This is a genomic window from Bacillus jepli, from assembly GCF_047238305.1.
Classification (GTDB): Bacteria; Bacillota; Bacilli; order Bacillales; family Bacillaceae_L; genus Ferdinandcohnia.
Map to the genome: position 1 here is coordinate 1,349,882 of NZ_JBDFMO010000001.1, position 19,332 is coordinate 1,369,213.

The following is a 19,332-nucleotide window of genomic DNA, read 5'->3' on the forward strand; positions in this document are numbered from 1 at the left end:
CGCCATTCCTTTGTATTACCCAAAAAATTATGTAATCGTGCCTATTTGCACATGATGATGAAATTAAGGACTTCCATTCGACTTGGAACTCGCAAAAGGAGGGAATATAGGTGTTAGATCTTTTTGTCTTAGGCGCTGCCGCTGGTAAATTGCCTGTTAACCTTGGAGATATCATTTTCCAATTGGTTGTATTCATCATTTTATTAGCGTTACTTCGTAAATTTGCGTTCGGTCCAATCATGAATATCATGAAACAACGTGAAGAACATATCGCAAATGAAATTGATTCTGCTGAGCAAAATCACCAAGAAGCGAAAAAATTAGCAGAAGAACAACGTGAACTTCTTAAAAAGTCACGCACAGAGGCTGCTGAGTTAATCGAAAATGCACGTAAATTAGGTGAAGAGCAGAAAGAAGGAATTATCCAAGCTGCTCGTGACGAAGCCAACCGTTTAAAAGAAGCGGCAAAGCAAGAAATCGTTCAAGAAAAAGAACAAGCTGTTACGGCTTTGCGTGAACAAGTTGCATCACTTTCAGTGTTAGTTGCCTCTAAGGTGATCGAAAAGGAACTTAGCCTTAAAGATCAAGAGAAGCTAATTAACGAATATATTCAAGAGGTAGGAGAAGGGCGATGAGCAGAGGAATCGTAGCAAAGCGATATGCAGTAGCTCTTTTTCAATTAGCAAGTGAACAAAATGCACTTGATCAGTATGAAGAAGAAATTCGTACAGTGAAACAAGTGTTTTCAAATAGCGGTGATTTCCAATCTGTATTAAAAAATCCAAAGCTTACAGCTGATAAGAAAAAAGCGATTGTAACACAATCCTTCCAAGGTTTTTCACAGATGACATTAAATACATTGTATTTATTAATTGACCGTCATCGTGAAGATATTATCGCTGATGTTGCGGAAGAATTTATCGCACTCGCAAATGACAAACGTGGAATTGCGGATGCAACTGTCTACTCTGTACGTCCTTTAACAGACTCAGAGGAAGCAGGAATCTCAAGCGTATTTGCAAGTAAGGTTGGAAAAACTTCATTACGTATTCAAAACATTGTAGATCCAAGTCTGATTGGTGGCGTTAAGCTTCGAATCGGAAATCGTATATTTGATGGTAGTGTAAAAGGTAAGTTAGAGCGTTTAGAACGTCAACTTATTGCGAAAAGATAGGGGTGAAATTCATGAGCATCAAAGCTGAAGAAATTAGTGCGCTGATAAAAAAGCAAATTGAAAACTATCAGTCTGAAATACAAGTGAGCGAAGTTGGTACAGTTATCAGTGTCGGTGACGGTATCGCACGTGCTCATGGCCTCGACAATGTCATGGCTGGAGAACTCGTTGAATTTTCAAACGGTGTCATGGGTATGGCACAAAACCTTGAAGAAAACAACGTTGGTATTATCATCCTTGGTCCTTTCACTGATATTCGTGAAGGTGACGAAGTACGTCGTACAGGACGTATCATGGAGGTTCCAGTTGGTGAAGCATTGATCGGCCGTGTTGTGAACTCTCTAGGACAACCAGTTGATGGTCTGGGTCCAATCGAAACTACAAAAACTCGTCCAATCGAAAGTCCAGCTCCTGGGATCATGGACCGTAAATCTGTTCATGAACCACTACAAACTGGTATCAAAGCGATTGACGCATTAATTCCAATCGGTCGTGGTCAGCGTGAGTTGATCATCGGTGACCGTCAAACAGGTAAAACATCTGTTGCAATCGACACAATCCTTAACCAAAAGAACGAAAATATGATCTGTATTTACGTTGCAATTGGTCAAAAAGAATCAACAGTTCGTGGTGTTGTTGAAACATTACGTAAAAATGGTGCATTAGATTACACAATCGTTGTAACGGCTTCTGCATCTCAACCAGCTCCAATGTTATTCCTTGCACCATATGCGGGTGTAACAATGGGTGAAGAGTTCATGTACAATGGTAAGCACGTTTTAGTTATTTATGATGACTTAACAAAACAAGCTTCTGCATACCGTGAACTTTCATTATTACTACGTCGTCCTCCAGGTCGTGAAGCATATCCAGGGGATGTATTCTACCTACACTCTCGTTTACTTGAGCGTGCTGCGAAGCTTTCTGACGCAAAAGGTGGCGGTTCGATTACGGCTTTACCGTTCATTGAAACACAAGCAGGTGACGTATCTGCATACATTCCAACAAACGTTATCTCGATTACAGACGGACAAATTTTCTTACAATCTGACCTATTCTTCTCAGGTGTACGTCCTGCCGTAAACGCAGGTTTATCCGTATCACGTGTTGGTGGATCTGCACAAATCAGTGCGATGAAGAAGGTATCAGGTACATTACGTCTTGACCTTGCTTCATACCGTGAGCTTGAAGCATTCGCACAGTTCGGTTCAGACCTTGATAAAGCAACTCAAGCGAAACTTAACCGTGGTGCACGTACAGTAGAAGTATTAAAACAAGGTTTAAATAAGCCACTAGCAGTAGAAAAGCAAGTTGCGATTCTATATGCATTAACTCGTGGATTCCTTGATGATATTCCAGTAGAAGATATCTCTCGTTTTGAAGAAGAATACTTCGTATGGTTAGAGCATAACCGTAAAGCTGAAATCTTTGATCACATCAAGTCAACTGGTAAGCTTCCAGAAGATGAAGTATTTACTTCTGCAATCAATGATTTCAAAAAGACATTTGCAGTTTCTGAATAAGACGAAATGCGGAAGCGACCGTATAGCGACGTACGGACTGGACTGAGCCTGTAGGAGATAAAGGAAACACGAAGAGCAGAGCGATTCGATGTTGAGCTTATCGTACGGAGGGTGAGGGAAGTCTCGCTAGTCGCTGGGAGCTGAAGATGGACATATTAACTTAATGCTTAAGCGACGTTCAATACGTGCGTCGCTTATCTGAATAAAGCTAGGAAGACTCGGTTCCAAAGCGTTTACGAATAATCGAGGAAAAGGTGGTGAGAACCTTTGGCATCCTTACGTGATATAAAAACAAGAATCACTTCTACAAAGAAAACAAGTCAAATTACTAAAGCGATGCAGATGGTTTCAGCATCTAAATTTAGCCGTGCTGAAGCAAATGCAAAATCGTTTGTTCCATATATGGAAAAAATTCAAGAGGTCGTTGCGAATATCGCAGTGGGCAGCTCCGATGCAAGTCATCCAATGCTACTTCACAGACCTGTTAAAAAGACTGCTTATATCGTCATCACATCTGACCGTGGATTAGCTGGTGCATATAACAGTAACGTGATTCGTGGTGCGTACCAGGCGATGCAAAAACGTCATAAAAGCACTGATGAGTTCACAGTAATCGCAATCGGTCGTGTCGGCCGTGACTTCTTTGTAAAAAGAGGCATTTCCGTTAGCTTAGAAATCGCTGGTCTATCTGATCAACCTTCTTTCGCTGAAATTAAGGATATTGCAAATGCTACTGTGAATATGTTTGCGGACGGTACGTATGATGAGCTTTACATGTGGTATAACCATTTCGTAAGTGCGATTCAACACGATGTAACAGAGAAAAAGCTATTACCGTTATCGGATTTAGCTGCTAACAAAAAACAAACTTCTTATGAATTTGAACCTTCACAAGAAGATATCTTAGAGGTATTGCTACCTCAGTATGCTGAAAGTCTCATCTACGGAGCACTTTTAGATGGAAAAGCAAGTGAACACTCTGCACGTATGACTGCGATGAAAAATGCGACAGACAATGCGAAAGAGCTTATCGATTCACTTACTCTTTCATACAACCGTGCTCGTCAAGCGGCAATTACGCAAGAAATTACGGAAATTGTCGGTGGAGCAGCAGCACTCGAATAGAAATTTTATAACTTTCGATCGATTCATTTAAAGGCATTCAAAGTGAGCGAAAAAATTTTGAATGACCGCGAAAAGTAAGTTAGGAGGGAAAACGATGACAAAAGGACGCGTTACCCAAGTTATGGGTCCTGTTGTAGACGTACAGTTTGACAGCGGCCATCTTCCTGAGATATATAACGCCCTTACGATTAAACATAGTGCGCGTAACGAAAATGAAGTTGACATCAACTTAACACTTGAAGTTGCGCTTCACCTAGGTGATGATACTGTACGTACAGTTGCGATGTCATCTACTGACGGTGTAGTTCGTGGATTAGAGGTTACTGACACTGGTAAGCCAATTTCTGTACCAGTTGGTGATGTAACACTTGGACGTGTATTTAACGTTTTAGGTGAAAACATTGACCTTGATGCTCCAGTACCTGCTGATGCACGTCGTGATGCAATTCACAGAGAAGCACCAACATTTGAACATCTTTCAACCGAGGTTGAAATTCTTGAAACTGGTATTAAGGTAGTAGACCTTCTTGCTCCATACATTAAAGGTGGAAAAATCGGTCTATTCGGTGGTGCGGGTGTTGGTAAAACAGTTCTTATCCAAGAACTTATCAACAACATCGCACAAGAACACGGTGGTATTTCCGTATTCGCTGGTGTAGGTGAGCGTACTCGTGAAGGAAACGACTTATACTACGAAATGAAAGACTCTGGAGTTATTTCAAAAACAGCGATGGTATTCGGACAAATGAACGAACCACCTGGTGCACGTATGCGTGTAGCTTTAACTGGTCTTACAATGGCGGAATACTTCCGTGATGAGCAAGGCCAAGATGTGTTATTCTTCATCGATAACATTTTCCGTTTCACTCAAGCAGGTTCTGAGGTTTCAGCCCTACTTGGTCGTATGCCATCTGCCGTTGGTTACCAACCAACTCTAGCAACTGAGATGGGTAAATTACAAGAACGTATTACATCAACAAACGTTGGATCTGTTACGTCAATCCAGGCGATTTACGTTCCTGCCGATGACTATACAGACCCGGCTCCAGCTACAACGTTTGCTCACTTAGACGCAACAACAAACCTTGAGCGTAAGCTTTCTGAGATGGGTATTTACCCTGCGGTGGATCCATTAGCATCTACATCTCGTGCTTTATCTCCTGAAGTTGTTGGAGAAGAGCATTACGAAGTGGCTCGTCAAGTACAACAAACATTACAACGTTACCGTGAACTACAAGATATCATCGCAATCCTAGGTATGGATGAGTTAGGTGATGAGGATAAGTTAGTCGTACACCGTGCGCGTCGTGTCCAATTCTTCTTATCTCAAAACTTCCACGTTGCAGAACAGTTCACTGGTCAACCAGGTTCTTACGTTCCAGTTAAAGAAACTGTTCGTGGATTCAAGGAAATCCTAGAAGGTAAGTACGACTATCTTCCTGAAGATGCGTTCCGTCTAGTTGGTCGAATTGAAGAAGCAGTAGAAGCTGGAAAGCGCATGGGTGTTGAAGCATAATTAACGGGACCTAGGAGGGTGTAAAATGAAGACAGTAAAAGTCAATGTCGTGACTCCTGATGGCCCAGTTTATGAAGCTGATGTGGAAATGGTAAGTGCCAAAGCCCAAAGTGGTGAGCTTGGTATTTTACCAGGACATATTCCTATGGTTGCTCCTCTTCAAGTAGGGGCAGTTAGACTTAAGAAGGAAGGCAACACTGAACTTGTGGCTGTAAGTGGAGGCTTTCTCGAGGTTCGTCCTGACCAAGTAACAATCCTTGCTCAAGCTGCTGAAACAGCAGAGCACATTGATGTTCACCGTGCACAACAAGCAAAGCATCGTGCTGAACAACGCTTGCAGGCGAAACAAGAACATGTCGATTTTAAACGAGCAGAGCTCGCTTTAAAACGTGCCATCAATCGATTAAACATATTACAAAACAAATACTAATTTTGTATTGGTATTGGGAACCCCCAGAGGCCTTTGGTCCTGGGGGTTTTTGTCGTATTTGGGATGGGTTTGTTTCGGGCATGGATTGGCTGACAGGAGAGTGGATGTTTTTGCTAAAGTCGATAGAATAGGATTATAATCGATAGAATCAAAATAAAGTTGATAGGATTAAAAGAACGTCGATAGAATGAAGTTAACGCCGATAGACTCCGATTATCGTTGATAGAAGGATGAACATTAGTAAGTTTTATTAGAATTGAAACTAGTTATCCTTATAGTTTAATCTCTTATATAATGGCTTTAACAGTAATTGTCCATTAGATAAGGGATTTTTTTATATTTGTTGAAACCTTTTGCCTTTTTCTTGTATCTAAGGATTAGGTTGACTTGGAAAGGAGAGCATACTTTGGATATCGCAAAAGAGGTGAAAAAGGCGAGGCGTGGGAGTAAGTCTTCCTTTGAAAAACTGATTATGGCTCATAAGCTTTTGATGTATCGTGTGGCAAAAACAATCTTAACGAATGACGAAGATTGTGCGGATGCGATTCAGGAGGCGATCATCAAAGCTTATCAAAAAATGGATACGTTGAAAGAGCCTGCTTACTTTAAAAGCTGGTTGTGCCGAATTGTCTTGAATGAATGTTACCAGCTGTTAAGGAAGAAAAAGAATGGCATAAATATTGAGGACTTGTTTGAGCCTCAGATTACGGAACAAGGATATGAGGAAGTGGAGGTTGAACAAATGCTCGGTAAACTACCGGAAGAGCAATCTCAATTGTTGAAGCTTTTTCATATTGAAGGAATGTCAATTTTGGAGCTGGCACAAATACATGAGGTACCGGAAAATACGATCAAAACAAGATTACGTCGTGCGCGTGAAAAAATGCGTGAGCTATGGGATGTAAAAGAGGAGGGATCATCATGGATAAATGGGAAGAGAAAATAAAGATGAGGGCAAACCCACAGGTTCCTGCAAGTGTGGAGAAGCGCATGAACGAAGCACTCCGTTCCCTTCCGAAAAAGAAGACGCATCCACGCTTCTTTTATCCAGTTGCAGCAGTGTTTTTGGTGGGCTTCCTTTTATTTGGGATATCGTTTATGTCTCCAACTTTAGCTGATACGTTGAGGTCTGTACCAGTCATTGGGTCTATTTTTAAGATGGTAGGGGACATCGGTACCCAGAAGGGGGAAAAAGAGGGGTTATCTACTTTATTAGGGCAACAGGTGAAAATAGATGGGCAAGTGATTACTTTTACGGAGAGCCTTTATGATGGATCACAGATTCATATTGGGTATCTGATTGAATCTTATACCCAAGAGAAAACAACCTACCTTTCTGATTTTTTAACGAACATACGGTTAACCATTGATGGCAAGGGTGTTAGTTATGGGATGGGGGAACGCGGAGAAGTATTAGAGAATGGAGATTATGCTGGGATATTGAGTATTCATGTGGATGACGAATTACCAGACCAGTTTACTCTGGGCATACGTTCTCCAAAGGAAAAAGCATTACATGTAGAGTTACCAATCACGAAACAAGGAGAAAATAGAGCATTTCTTGTAAATGAAACGGCAGAGTCTGAGGATTTAACGATGCATGTGGATAAAGTGACATTTTTCCCAACGAGCACGGAGATTGTGTTTCGTCAGATTATGGATGAAAAAGTATTTGAGAGTAAAAAGTATGATTGGTTAGATTATCAAATTGTTGATGATAAAGGAAATGTACTGCAGCCATTAAGTGGAGGTGGCGGTGGGGGACCAATGAAGAACGGTCAGTTACTACAAACCTACAATTATTACTATGAGCCTCTGGAGACTATACCGAAATCACTAACGTTTAAACCGTATTTAGTTGTCGGTAACGAGAAGGTGGAAGAAGTGAAAGCGGATTGGACGGGTGAAAAACTGACGCTTTCACAAGGTGGAATAGGGGAAATAACTGTATTAGACATTAAGCGTGAAGATAACTTAGTGACCCTCATAGTGGAAACAAAGGGTGAAGATGCATTTTGGCAGGCAAATAATATTTTGATTGAGAAGAAAAACGGGGAAGCCTTTCATCAGGAACAAACACCAAAACGAATTGACAATGCTGTTAATCAATATGAGATACAGTTTACAGCAGATGTGGCGGAGGAAGATATTCGTGTTGTAGTCTTTAAACAAAAGGCTCCGAAATTTTTGGAGGAGTTAGAGGTAACAATTGAGTTAGGGGAGTGAGTGTGAGTTTGGACTACTTTTATGTAGTCCTTTTTTCGTTTTTGTCCAATAATTTTGAATTATCGCTGATAATTTTTGTTATTGGACAATAGGTTATTAGTATAGAAGATATTTAAAATTTGTGGCTGATAGGATATTGGGGGCTCGGATGTATTTAGTTAGTAGGTTTCTAGAGATGTAATCTAGCCATCGAGGGGCTGAAGTCGAGCAGGTGAGGGTACGAAAAAGGGTTAATCGTGCCCTCAGAAGTGGGAATTGATCGGGTGGGGATACGAAAAAGGGTTAATCGTGCCCTCAAGAGGTGGAAATCGAGCAGGTGATGGAACGAAAGAGGGCTAATCGTGTCCCCAAGAGGTGGAAGTCGAGTAAGTGATAGTCAAGCCCTTAATTTTGTGTAAAATTAATTCTATGGCTAACAATATTTATCAGGATATTAGATTTATTTGTGTTAAGGGATTGATTTGTATTGGTTGGAAGGGGGTACCCCCTTCCAACCAATACAAATTTCGCGCGCTTCGCGCTCTATCTCTTTTTGATAGGTAGTTTTTTCATCAATTGTTTCTCTTCGTAGTCCATTAATACAGCTCCAATTAGGCGAAAGGCAGATTGAGTGTTAGGAAAAATTCTTATGACTCTTTCTCTTCGCCGGACTTCTTGGTTCAATCGTTCCAATGAATTTGTACTGTGTATATAAGGATGATATGGAGCTGGCTCGTTTAAATATTGGATGGCATCTTCGAAGCCTTCTTCTAAAATTTGTATTGCTTTTTTAAGTTTAGAATTTTCCTGATAGCTTTTTATAAACTCATCCTTAAATGTGCAGGCGTCTTCTCTTGTCACAGCTCCGAAAATTCTTTTTATATCAAAGATTACCTGTGCCATGTTCTTCTTTGGAAGATCCCCCAAAATATTGCGTTTAAAATGGACAGTGCATCTTTGCCAAGAGGTTCCGATGAATTCGCGTTGAATAGCCTTTTTTAATCCTTCATGAGCATCTGATATTACTAGCTTTGGTGATTGTAATCCACGTGATTTTAAATCTTTGAAAAAACCTTGCCATGCATCAAAATTTTCTACATGATCTACTTTTAGACCAATAACCTCTCTTTGATGTTTTTCATTTATAGCAGTAGCAATATAAACTGCTTTCGACACTACCCGGTGATGTTCGCGGACCTTGATGTACATGGCATCAGCGAAAATATACGGATAGTACATGACATTTAATGGTCGATTTGCCCATTGATTCACGATAGGCTCCAGTTTCTCTGTAAGAGATGAGACGAAGGACTTCGATACATTTTCACCACAGAGCTGCTTTACAACCTTAGTTACGTTTCCGGTTGATACCCCGTTTATCACCATTTCTAACATAGAAAGAACGAAAGCTTTGTCACATCGTTCATACTTTTCAAATATGGATGGAGAAAAGTCGCCTTCACGTGTACGAGGAACACGTAAAGTAATTCGTCCATTAGCTAGTAGTAAATCACGCTCATAATATCCATTACGATAATCACGACGGGTAACAGTCCGTTCATAAGCTTCTGCCTGTAGGTATTCATCACGTTCTTTTTCCATTAATTCATTAAGTACTAAAACTATGGAAGCTTTAACAACTGCTTCGATATTAGAATTCATAACAGCATCTTTTAAATTGTCCAAATTAAGGGTAAACTGAAGTTGAGTCAAGATTAATTCCTCCTTATGTTTTCGTCGCTGATAACATTGTGGCCAAATGGAATTAATTTGACTCATTTTCTTTTTACACAATTATACGGACTTAATCTAAGTGATGGTACGAAAAAGGGTTAAATGTACCATCAGGGGCGATAAATCGGATAAGTGATGGTATGAATATAAAAACTTTTATTGGTGTGCGTAACTTCGTTACGAATATTTGTTTTGTTGAAAACAAAGGTTGTGGCAGGTAGTACGCCAAAAACGCCTGCGGCCTTTTTGGCTAAAAAGGTGGTGACCAAGTGTCGACCATCTGGGGTTTTAGTTCTATGAAATTGTGAAATTACCATTTTGATGAAACTAAAGTTTCATCATTTCAGCTATGGCTGAAACTGCAAATGGGGAAAAATGGCTAGGGAAAGCGGGCTTTCCCAGCCTGTTTTTTCCCCATTTGTCAGAAATGGTAATTTCGTAGAATAAGTGGCAGGTTTGGTCGACACTTGGTTGGGAAAAGTGCTATAATGAATTCGGTTACATTTATAATATTTTGTTAATAAAATGTTGGGGATATCGGAGGGGGCTGCATGGAGGATCTGTTGAATCAGTATTTGAATAGTTACATGATAGTGTTTGTCTTCTTGTTGTTGGGTATTTTACTCCCGATTGTGGCGTTGTTTCTGGGGAAATTGCTTCGTCCACATGCTCCAAGTGAGGAGAAGGCTACTACATATGAGAGTGGGATTGAGCCATTCCATGATTCACGGGTACAGTTTAATGTACGTTATTATATTTTTGCGCTATTGTTTGTTATTTTTGATGTTGAGACAGTATTTTTATATCCATGGGCGGTTGCCTACGAAAAACTCGGTATTTTCGCAGTAGTTGAGATGTTTATTTTCGTTGTAATGCTCGTTATCGGCTTAGTATATGCTTGGAAGAAGGGCGTGTTGAAATGGATTTAAAAATGGATGGTATTTCAGATTTAGAGATGGAAGAGTTAAAGAGAAGTGTATTTTTGACAACGCTGGAGCAAGTGAAGGGTTGGGCACGAAGTAATTCGTTGTGGCCACTTACATTTGGTCTGGCTTGTTGTGCGATTGAAATGATGGGGACAGGTTCTTCTCACTATGATTTAGATCGTTTTGGTTCCTTTTTCCGTACGTCTCCTCGTCAGTCCGATTGTATGATTGTGTCGGGGACGGTGACGAAGAAAATGGCGCCAGTTTTAAAGAGATTGTATGATCAAATGCCTGAGCCAAAATGGGTAATTGCGATGGGGTCTTGTGCAACTGCGGGGGGGCCTTATGTGAAATCGTATGCGGTTGTAAAAGGGGTTGACCAAATTGTACCGGTTGATGTGTACATTCCTGGTTGTCCTCCAAATCCAGCTGCGCTCATTTACGGGATTAATAAATTAAGAGAGAAGATTCGCTATGAGGCTAAAACGGGGAAGAAGGTGATTTAGCGTGAGCGAAGAAAAAGACCTGGAACAACTTAAGCGTGAGGCTGCAGAGAAAGCGAAGGAAGCGGCAAGAAAGCGACTAGCTGAAAAACAGGCGGCTGAAGCGAATAAAGAAGATGAAACCAAGGAAGAAAATATAGATATTGCGAAGGCAAAAGCGGCAGCTGCGGCAAAGGCGAAGGCAGCGGCATTAGCCAAGCAAAAAGCGAAGCAGCAGGCTGAAGAGGTAACTGCAGTTGAAAAAAATTCAGAATCATCAGAAGAGGGAGATATCGATCTAGCGAAGCAAAAAGCCGCGGCAGCAGCTAAGGCGAAGGCAGCAGCGTTAGCGAAGCAAAAAGCAGCAGAAGCGTCATCCGGAGAAACGTCGGAAACAGATGACAAGGCAACAGCGAAAGCAAAAGCCGCGGCGGCAGCCAAGGCGAAGGCGGCAGCGCTAGCGAAACAAAAAGCGGCAGAAGCCGGTCCTGGTGGAGACGACGACTTAGCAACTGCGAAAGCGAAAGCCGTTGCGGCAGCGAAAGCAAAAGCAGCAGAAAAGGCAGGGTCAGGTTCGGACGACGACATAGCAAAGGCAAAAGCGAAAGCCGTTGCAGCAGCAAAAGCAAAAGCAGCAGCACTTGCGAAGCAGAAGGCAGCTGAAAAGGCAGGAGCAGGGTCGGACGATGACGAGTTGGCAAAAGCAAAAGCGAAGGCGGTAGCAGCCGCGAAGGCAAAAGCTGCGGCCGCGGCGAAAGCGAAAGCAGCAGCTGGTGCTGGTGGAGCAGATGATCTTGCGAAGGCAAAGGCAAAAGCCATTGCGGCGGCAAAAGCGAAGGCAGCCGCAGCAGCAAAAGCTAAGGCCGCTGCAGGCGGAGAGCCAGAAGAAGTCGAAGAGGCAACGCCATCTCCAAACCAAAAATATTTAGATAAGTACGTGAAAGTAATCACGGAACACCTAGGGGCTGACGTTTTAGAAGATTCGTATATTAATTCGCTCTCAAAAGACGTGCCAACACTTGTTGCAAAACCGGATACATATTTTAAGATTGCTCAGTTTTTGAAGTTTAATGAACAGCTAGGGTTCGATTACCTTTCAGAACTGCATGGAACGGACTTCCAGACACATATGGAAGTGTATGTTTACTTATTCTCATATAAAAACCGTCAATCTGTTGCGTTAAAAGTTAAGCTTAACCGTGATGATCCAACAACTGCATCCTTGCAGCCTTTATGGGAAGGGGCTAATTGGCCAGAGCGTGAAGCGTATGATTTGCTCGGCATCATTTTTACTGGACATCCAAACTTAACACGAATCCTATTACCGGATGACTGGGTGGGGTATCCACTAAGAAAAGACTATGAGCCGTATGATGTGGAGGTGTAGCATATGATTCGTACAGAAGAAATGCTCCTAAATGTAGGGCCACAGCATCCAAGTACACACGGGGTATTCCGTCTTGTCGTTAAAATTGACGGAGAAATCATCAAGGAAGCTACACCTGTAATTGGATATCTACACCGTGGTACTGAAAAGCTTGCTGAGGATTTACAATACACGCAAATTATTCCGTACACAGACCGAATGGATTATTTATCGGCGATGACGAATAACTATGTGCTTTGTCACGCGGTAGAAACAATGATGGACATTGAGGTTCCAGAGAGGGCCGAGTATTTGCGCATCCTTGCGATGGAATTGGGCCGGATTGCGAGCCACCTTGTGTGGTGGGGAACATATTTGCTTGATATCGGAGCAACAACGCCATTTCTCTATGCGTTTAGAGAAAGAGAAATGATTATCAATCTACTAAATGAACTATCCGGGGCAAGGCTTACGTTTAACTACATGCGTGTAGGTGGGGTTAAATGGGATGCGCCTGAGGGTTGGATCGAAAAAGTAAAAGAATTTGTTCCTTATATGAGATCGCAACTTCCTGGATACCACCAGCTCGTTACAGGAAATGAAATTTTCCGTGACCGTGTGATTGGTGTTGGAAAGTACACGAAGGAAGATGCGCTGAATTATTCCTTGAGTGGTACGAACCTTCGTTGTACAGGAGTGAAATGGGATCTCCGAAAAGATGAGCCATATTCCATCTATGACCGTTTTGACTTTGATGTGCCGACAAGGGATGGCGGCGATGCATGGGCACGCTATCACTGCCGCATGGCAGAGATTGAGGAATCTCTAAAAATTGTAGAACAGGCGGTAGAACAATTCCCTGAAGAAGGGCCAATTATAGCAAAGGTTCCGAAAATCATTAAAGCACCAAAGGGTGAGGCATATGTACGCATTGAATCACCACGTGGAGAAATTGGCTGCTATATATCGAGTGACGGAAAAAAAGAACCCTATCGTTTGAAATTTAGACGACCGTCCTTTTACAATCTCCAAATCCTTCCGAAGCTTTTAAAGGGAGAAAATATGGCAAACTTGATTGCAATCTTAGGTGCGATAGACATCGTCCTTGGGGAGGTTGATGGTTAATGATTGAAAACCTACTAAATTCACCTCCGAGTTGGCTGAATTTTGGTATTTTCTTTTTACTAGCTACCGTCTTACTTTTTGTCATCTTAGGATTCGTAACATATGGAATTCTTGCAGAACGGAAAGTCATGGGATTTATGCAAGCGCGTATGGGTCCAAATCAGGTTGGTGGACGCTGGGGCCTTTTACAAACAGTGGCTGACGTCCTTAAGCTTCTTATAAAAGAAGACGTCATCCCAAAGGTTGCGGACCGCCCATTATTTATAATCGCACCTGTACTTGCGTTTACTCCAGCCTTTATGGTTGTCGCAGTCCTTCCGTTCACGGAAAGTTATAAGTTTGCAGATATTGGTGTGGGCTTACTTTATTATATTGCTGTATCAGGTCTTACAACGATTGGAATTGCTGCAGGTGGTTGGGCATCGAATAACAAATATGCCCTTATGGGAGGAATGCGTGCAGCAGCACAGATGATTTCCTATGAGATTCCACTCGTAATGTCAGTAATCGGAGTTATTTTATTATCTGGTAGCTTAAACCTATCTGATATCGTTGAAGCCCAGGATAAGGTTTGGTTTATTTTTGCACAGCCGATTGCCTTTATTGTCTTTTTTATCGCGTCTGTCGCGGAGCTCAACCGTGTACCGTTTGACTTACCTGAGGCAGAATCAGAGATTGTCGCTGGTTTCCATATAGAGTACTCAGGATTTAGATGGGCCTTCTTTATGCTGGCAGAATATGTGTATATGTTTGCGATGGCTGCGTTAACGACTGTCCTTTTCTTAGGGGGATGGAAACCTGTTTTATTGCTAGATTTTATACCAGGTGCCGTTTGGTTCTCCTTGAAATTTAGCTTAGTGATCTTTGTCTTAATCTGGTTCCGTTCCACATTTCCGCGTTTACGTGCAGACAGACTGATGGAATTTGGATGGAAAGTCTTACTTCCAATTGCACTAGCGAACATTTTCTTATCGGCCTTAATTAAGGAATTGTTTTTCTAGAGTAACTACCTAATAAAGGGGTGACAAACTATGTTTGGTTTACTAAAAGGGATGAAGTACACCCTTAATCAATTAACCTATAAAAAAGTCACATATGATTATCCGAATGAACCACTGCCACTGCCAGATCGCTTTCGTGGTATTCAAAAATTTTATCCGGAAAAATGTATCGTATGTAATCAATGCGCCAACATTTGTCCAACCGATTGTATCCAGTTAACCGGGAAAAAGCATCCTGATCCTACCAAAAAAGGGAAAATCATTGATACGTATGACATCAACTTTGAAATTTGTATTCTATGTGATCTTTGCACAGAGGTTTGTCCGACAGAAGCGATTGTCATGACAAACAACTTTGAACTTGCAGAATATAGCCGTGATGATTTGTTTAAAAATCTTGAGTGGTTAGATGAAAACGATACGAACGTAAGGAAGGAGAATAAAGTGTGACCGGAGAATTTTTAGCATTCATAGTCCTAGCAATTAGTGCGATTGGCGGCGGTATATTGATGCTGAACCTCCAAAAGGTCATACATATGGTTATCGCACTTGTATTCACCTTTATTAGTATTGCAGGATTGTACGTGATGCTTCATGCGGAATTTGTTGCAGCTGTGCAGGTCTTGATTTACTCAGGAGCCATCACCATTTTAATGCTCTTTGGAATCATGCTTACGAAGCATAATGACACAAGCGAGCCAAAGGTTAGTCGTGGACGAACCCTACTTGTTGTTTTCGGGATTCTTGCATTCGGTGTTGCCGTGTATCTCGGTATTTACGACTTGGATTTTGGCGGGCAAGCAACTGAACTTCATGTGAACAATACTGAAAAAATTGGAATTGAGCTTTTTGCAAAGTATGTCATTCCATTTGAATTAACCTCTGTTGTGCTACTTGTTGCGTTAGTTGGGGCGATCATTTTGGCGAAAAAAGACAATGAAGAGGAGGCGAATGAGGAATGAGTTCAATTCCATTAGCAGCCTACCTAGTCCTAGCGTTGATTTTATTTTGTATTGGCCTATATGGCGCTTTCACAAAAAGAAATACTGTGATTGTCTTGATTTCTGTTGAATTGATGCTGAATGCCGTGAATATTAATTTTGTAGCTTTTAGTAAATATGGAATGGCCCCAGGCATTACCGGGCAAGTTTTTGCACTGTTTACGATCGCCATTGCGGCAGCTGAATTTGCTGTTGGTCTAGCAATCTTGATGGCACTGTATCGCAATAAACGCACAGTTAACATTGATGAAATGAATACGATGAAACATTAAAACCGGTAAAGGCGGTGGGCTCAGGAGGTTTCGCTTGCCTTTAACGAAAAGATCCAAGAAGGGGATTGTGATACGATGATGGAAAACGCATGGATCATACCGCTTTTCCCGCTTATCTCTTTTTTGTTCCTTCTTATATTCGGTAAACGAATGAAGGAGTCGAGTGCCTATATTGGCATTCTGCTAACGTTTGTCTCATTCGTGTACTCGGTGTTGGTTCTTGTGGCGAGACTCGGGAATCCAACATTCAAATATGAGAGCACGTGGTTATCAATTGGGGATGTTCACTTAACAGCGGGGTTTGAAGTCAATCAATTAAATGCACTTATGTTAGTGGTAGTATCGCTAGTTAGCTTTTTAGTACATATGTATTCAAAAGGGTATATGCATGGGGATAAGCGCTTTCCAGTATTTTATGCGTACCTTGGGTTATTTACCTTTGCGATGCTAGGCTTAGTGATTTCGCCAAACCTTCTGCAAACGTATATTTTCTGGGAGCTTGTTGGACTCGGTTCATTTCTATTAATTGGCTTCTACTTTTATAAGGAAGAAGCAAAGGCTGCATCGAAAAAAGCATTCATTATGACGCGCATCGGGGATGTTGGTCTATTAATTGGGATGATTCTGTTATTCTGGCAAGTTGGTAGCTTTGAATATGATAAAATTTTTGACGCCATTGGCGCTGGGGAAATATCGTCAACCATGATTACGTTAACCGCCATTTTAATTTTTGTGGGAGCTGTTGGTAAATCTGGTCAATTCCCACTTCACACATGGTTGCCGGACGCGATGGAAGGCCCTACACCTGTTTCGGCTTTAATTCACGCGGCTACGATGGTTGCGGCAGGGGTTTATTTGGTGGCAACAACTTATCCCTTATTTGCAGCAAGCCATGCGGCAATGATGACAGTTGCCGTGATTGGTGGTATTACAGCTATTTTTGCAGCCTCTATCGGCTTAGCACAAAAGGATATTAAACGTGTTCTTGCCTACTCCACAGTGAGTCAACTAGGCTACATGATGCTTGCGTTAGGATCCGCCGGCTATGTTGCAGGGGTATTCCACTTAATGACACATGCTTTCTTTAAAGCATTGCTGTTCCTAGCAGCGGGTAGTGTAATTCATGCCGTCCATACTCAAAACATAGAAGAAATGGGCGGATTATGGAAAAAGCTTCGCATTACAGGTCCGTTGTTCTTAATTGGAACCTTAGCCATCAGTGGTGTTCCGCTTTTCTCAGGATTCTTCAGTAAGGATGAAATCTTACTTGCAACCTGGGCACAAGGGAATTACGTATTATTCTGGTTAGCAGTACTTGCAGCGTTCTTTACCGCATTTTATATGTTCCGTTTGTTCTTTATGGTCTTCACTGGTGAGGCAAGAGGAAATCAAACAAATGTGAAGGAGTCACCAAGTTCAATGACGATTCCAATGGTTGTTCTAGGTGTCCTTGCAGTTGTAGCGGGTTATGTGAATACACCTTGGTTTGGAACGTTTTTAGGGGACTGGTTAACAGAAGGGACGAATTTATACGGACCGGGTCATACTGAGGGACCAGGTTGGATTATGGCGGTTGCAACATTCGTATCTCTATTTGGTATCTTGCTTGCCTATGCGATGTATCAAAGAAAATCAATTTCAAGAGACTTTTTCAGTTCTCGAGCACCAATCATGTACAGCATCGTTTACAACAAATATTTTATTGATGAGTTTTACACTATGACCGTTGTCTATGTGACAAAGGTATTCAGCTTATTCTTACGATATATTGATGAATTTTTAGTAGGTGGGATTGTAAAGGGTGTGGCTCAGGCTACACAAGGAATTGGAAAGCTTGGTGCTAAGCTTCAAAATGGCCAGGTACAAATGTACACTTCCGTTGCCTTTGTGGGATTAGCCATTTTACTTCTCGTTGTAGCACTGACAGGGGGGTACTTAAGATGAGCTCATTTATTCTTTCGCTTTTAGTATTCTTCCCGATTTTAGGTATTGCGGTTCTTGCGTTTGTACCAAAAACTGAAGAAAAAACAATTAAGCTTGTTGGGGTCTTAGCAACGATTCCTTCACTTGTTCTTGCTCTATATGCATACGGGTTTTATACAGGTGGTGGAGATCTTGAAAAGCTAAAGGAAACGGTCTATTGGTTTGGCTTTTTACCGAAAGGAAATCCGTGGGAAGTCAATTATGAGATGGCACTTAACGGTCTAACCCTAGTGCTCGTCCTGTTAACGACCGTGATTTCGACGCTTGCAGCCATTGCCTCTGTTCATATTAAAAAGGAATGGAAAGGTTATTTCATGCTATTTCTTTTACTCGAACTTGGCATGCTTGGTGTGTTTACGGCAGGAAACTTGATTTTATTCTTTGTATTCTTTGAAATGACACTCATTTCGACGTTCTTCCTAATTGGGAAATGGGGTTATTTTGAAAAAGAAAAAGCTGCGTTTAGCTTCTTAATCTTTAATGGACTCGGGTCTGCCATTTTGCTGATTGTCATTATGATCATTTTTGCAAAGGCTGGAACAACGAATATCGCAGCATTAACGGCGATCTTTGCAAGCCCGGCAGATAGTTTACCAATTCCAGGTCAATTTTCAGAGGATTTACGTCTTGGATTATTGATTGCTATCCTTATTGGATTTGGAATCAAATTACCGATTTTTCCATTGCACACATGGATGTTACGTGTGCACGTACAAGCACCGCCATCGATTGTTATGATTCACTCGGGGATCCTTTTAAAAATTGGAGCTTACGGAATCATCCGCTTTGGAATGGGATTCTTCCCGGATGAGTTTAGCAGATTAGCACCGATTGTTGCCGTTCTAGGGGTAATCAACCTATTATATGGTGCATTTTTAGCTTTTGTCCAAAAGGACTTTAAAATGGTTCTTGCCTACTCGAGTATTTCCCACATGGGGATTGTGTTGATTGGTCTCGGTGCGATGAATGAAGCAGGAGTGCAAGGAGCGGTATTCCAGGTTGTGTCACACGGTTTAATTTCAGCGTTATTGTTCTTCTTAATTGGGGTCATGTATGAGCGGACTGGAACATCGTATATTGACAAGCTTGGTGGGCTTGCGAAGGTGATGCCACTCACAGCTGGATTTTTATTAGCAGCAGCAATGGCTTCACTTGGATTACCGGGAATGTCCGGATTTGTTAGTGAATTTATGGCCTTCCTTGGACTGTTCAAGGAGATGCCGGTACTTGCTGCAGTTGGGGCAATTGGTATCATTATGACAGCTGTGTACTTATTACGTGCGGTATTAAATGTGACATACGGAAAGACAAATCATTCCTATGAGGGCACAGTTGATTTACGTCCGATTGAAATAGTGCCGGTAATTGTGTTACTTGCGTTTATCGTATTAATTGGTGTTTATCCTAACGTGCTTACACAGCCACTTCAGGTCGCACTTGAAACAATCATGCTAGGGTTAGGAGGGTGA

General features: G+C 41.6%; 19 protein-coding genes. 18 read left to right on the forward strand and 1 reads right to left on the reverse strand.

Going from position 1 to position 19,332, the window contains the following annotated elements; genetic code table 11:
* Window positions 1-110: 110 nt before the first annotated feature.
* From atpF to ABC371_RS06860, 8 genes are all read left to right on the forward strand, one after another.
* A complete protein-coding gene (gene atpF / locus ABC371_RS06825) occupies window positions 111-635 on the forward strand; it encodes a F0F1 ATP synthase subunit B (RefSeq protein ID WP_412896101.1) in 525 nt (174 codons plus the stop codon).
* Window positions 632-1,174, forward strand: coding sequence for a F0F1 ATP synthase subunit delta (locus tag ABC371_RS06830; protein ID WP_412896102.1), 543 nt, complete (start codon window positions 632-634; stop codon window positions 1,172-1,174). The genes atpF and ABC371_RS06830 overlap by 4 nt, the downstream gene beginning before the upstream one ends.
* 11 nt (window positions 1,175-1,185) lie before the next feature.
* Window positions 1,186-2,697: a F0F1 ATP synthase subunit alpha gene (gene atpA, locus ABC371_RS06835; protein ID WP_116352012.1), complete on the forward strand. Its 1,512-nt coding sequence runs from the start codon at window positions 1,186-1,188 to the stop codon at window positions 2,695-2,697.
* A 267-nt stretch (window positions 2,698-2,964) separates the two neighbouring features.
* Complete coding sequence (locus ABC371_RS06840; protein ID WP_412896103.1) at window positions 2,965-3,822, forward strand: F0F1 ATP synthase subunit gamma; 858 nt, start codon at window positions 2,965-2,967, stop codon at window positions 3,820-3,822.
* Between the two features lie 94 nt (window positions 3,823-3,916).
* Window positions 3,917-5,338: a F0F1 ATP synthase subunit beta gene (gene atpD, locus ABC371_RS06845; protein WP_412896104.1), complete on the forward strand. Its 1,422-nt coding sequence runs from the start codon at window positions 3,917-3,919 to the stop codon at window positions 5,336-5,338.
* A 25-nt stretch (window positions 5,339-5,363) separates the two neighbouring features.
* Window positions 5,364-5,768: a F0F1 ATP synthase subunit epsilon gene (locus ABC371_RS06850; protein WP_412896105.1), complete on the forward strand. Its 405-nt coding sequence runs from the start codon at window positions 5,364-5,366 to the stop codon at window positions 5,766-5,768.
* Between the two features lie 406 nt (window positions 5,769-6,174).
* Entirely contained in the window at window positions 6,175-6,714 is a 540-nt protein-coding gene (locus ABC371_RS06855) for an RNA polymerase sigma factor (protein ID WP_412896106.1), read from the forward strand.
* On the forward strand, window positions 6,690-7,994 hold the full coding sequence (locus ABC371_RS06860) for a DUF4179 domain-containing protein (protein ID WP_412896107.1): 1,305 nt from the start codon (window positions 6,690-6,692) through the stop codon (window positions 7,992-7,994). Before ABC371_RS06855 ends, ABC371_RS06860 begins: the two co-directional genes overlap by 25 nt.
* 522 nt (window positions 7,995-8,516) lie before the next feature.
* On the opposite strand, the gene ABC371_RS06865 is transcribed toward ABC371_RS06860, so the two are convergent.
* Window positions 8,517-9,686, reverse strand: coding sequence for an IS256 family transposase (locus tag ABC371_RS06865; RefSeq protein WP_412895478.1), 1,170 nt, complete (start codon window positions 9,684-9,686; stop codon window positions 8,517-8,519).
* Window positions 9,687-10,258: 572 nt separating this feature from the next.
* Here ABC371_RS06865 and ABC371_RS06870 point away from each other — a divergent pair.
* From ABC371_RS06870 to ABC371_RS06915, 10 genes are all read left to right on the forward strand, one after another.
* On the forward strand, window positions 10,259-10,636 hold the full coding sequence (locus tag ABC371_RS06870; protein WP_116352017.1) for an NADH-quinone oxidoreductase subunit A: 378 nt from the start codon (window positions 10,259-10,261) through the stop codon (window positions 10,634-10,636).
* Window positions 10,627-11,139 (forward strand): NuoB/complex I 20 kDa subunit family protein, encoded by a 513-nt coding sequence (locus ABC371_RS06875; protein WP_010677187.1) that lies wholly within the window; start codon window positions 10,627-10,629, stop codon window positions 11,137-11,139. The genes ABC371_RS06870 and ABC371_RS06875 overlap by 10 nt, the downstream gene beginning before the upstream one ends.
* Before the next feature lies 1 nt (window position 11,140).
* Window positions 11,141-12,502 carry an NADH-quinone oxidoreductase subunit C gene (locus tag ABC371_RS06880; RefSeq protein ID WP_412896108.1) on the forward strand — a complete coding sequence of 454 codons (1,362 nt, stop codon included), beginning with the start codon at window positions 11,141-11,143 and terminating at the stop codon, window positions 12,500-12,502.
* A gap of 3 nt (window positions 12,503-12,505) precedes the next feature.
* On the forward strand, window positions 12,506-13,606 hold the full coding sequence (locus tag ABC371_RS06885; protein WP_412896109.1) for an NADH-quinone oxidoreductase subunit D: 1,101 nt from the start codon (window positions 12,506-12,508) through the stop codon (window positions 13,604-13,606).
* Window positions 13,606-14,607: an NADH-quinone oxidoreductase subunit NuoH gene (gene nuoH, locus ABC371_RS06890; protein ID WP_412896110.1), complete on the forward strand. Its 1,002-nt coding sequence runs from the start codon at window positions 13,606-13,608 to the stop codon at window positions 14,605-14,607. Before ABC371_RS06885 ends, nuoH begins: the two co-directional genes overlap by 1 nt.
* Window positions 14,608-14,637: 30 nt before the next feature.
* The gene (gene nuoI / locus ABC371_RS06895; protein ID WP_136380709.1) at window positions 14,638-15,057 is read left to right on the forward strand and encodes an NADH-quinone oxidoreductase subunit NuoI; all 420 of its coding nucleotides are present in this window, start codon (window positions 14,638-14,640) and stop codon (window positions 15,055-15,057) included.
* Window positions 15,054-15,569, forward strand: coding sequence for an NADH-quinone oxidoreductase subunit J (locus tag ABC371_RS06900; RefSeq protein WP_412896111.1), 516 nt, complete (start codon window positions 15,054-15,056; stop codon window positions 15,567-15,569). The genes nuoI and ABC371_RS06900 overlap by 4 nt, the downstream gene beginning before the upstream one ends.
* The gene (gene nuoK / locus ABC371_RS06905; RefSeq protein WP_412896112.1) at window positions 15,566-15,880 is read left to right on the forward strand and encodes an NADH-quinone oxidoreductase subunit NuoK; all 315 of its coding nucleotides are present in this window, start codon (window positions 15,566-15,568) and stop codon (window positions 15,878-15,880) included. Before ABC371_RS06900 ends, nuoK begins: the two co-directional genes overlap by 4 nt.
* A gap of 75 nt (window positions 15,881-15,955) precedes the next feature.
* Window positions 15,956-17,824, forward strand: coding sequence for an NADH-quinone oxidoreductase subunit L (gene nuoL / locus ABC371_RS06910; protein ID WP_412896113.1), 1,869 nt, complete (start codon window positions 15,956-15,958; stop codon window positions 17,822-17,824).
* Window positions 17,821-19,332 carry an NADH-quinone oxidoreductase subunit M gene (locus tag ABC371_RS06915; protein WP_412896114.1) on the forward strand — a complete coding sequence of 504 codons (1,512 nt, stop codon included), beginning with the start codon at window positions 17,821-17,823 and terminating at the stop codon, window positions 19,330-19,332. The genes nuoL and ABC371_RS06915 overlap by 4 nt, the downstream gene beginning before the upstream one ends.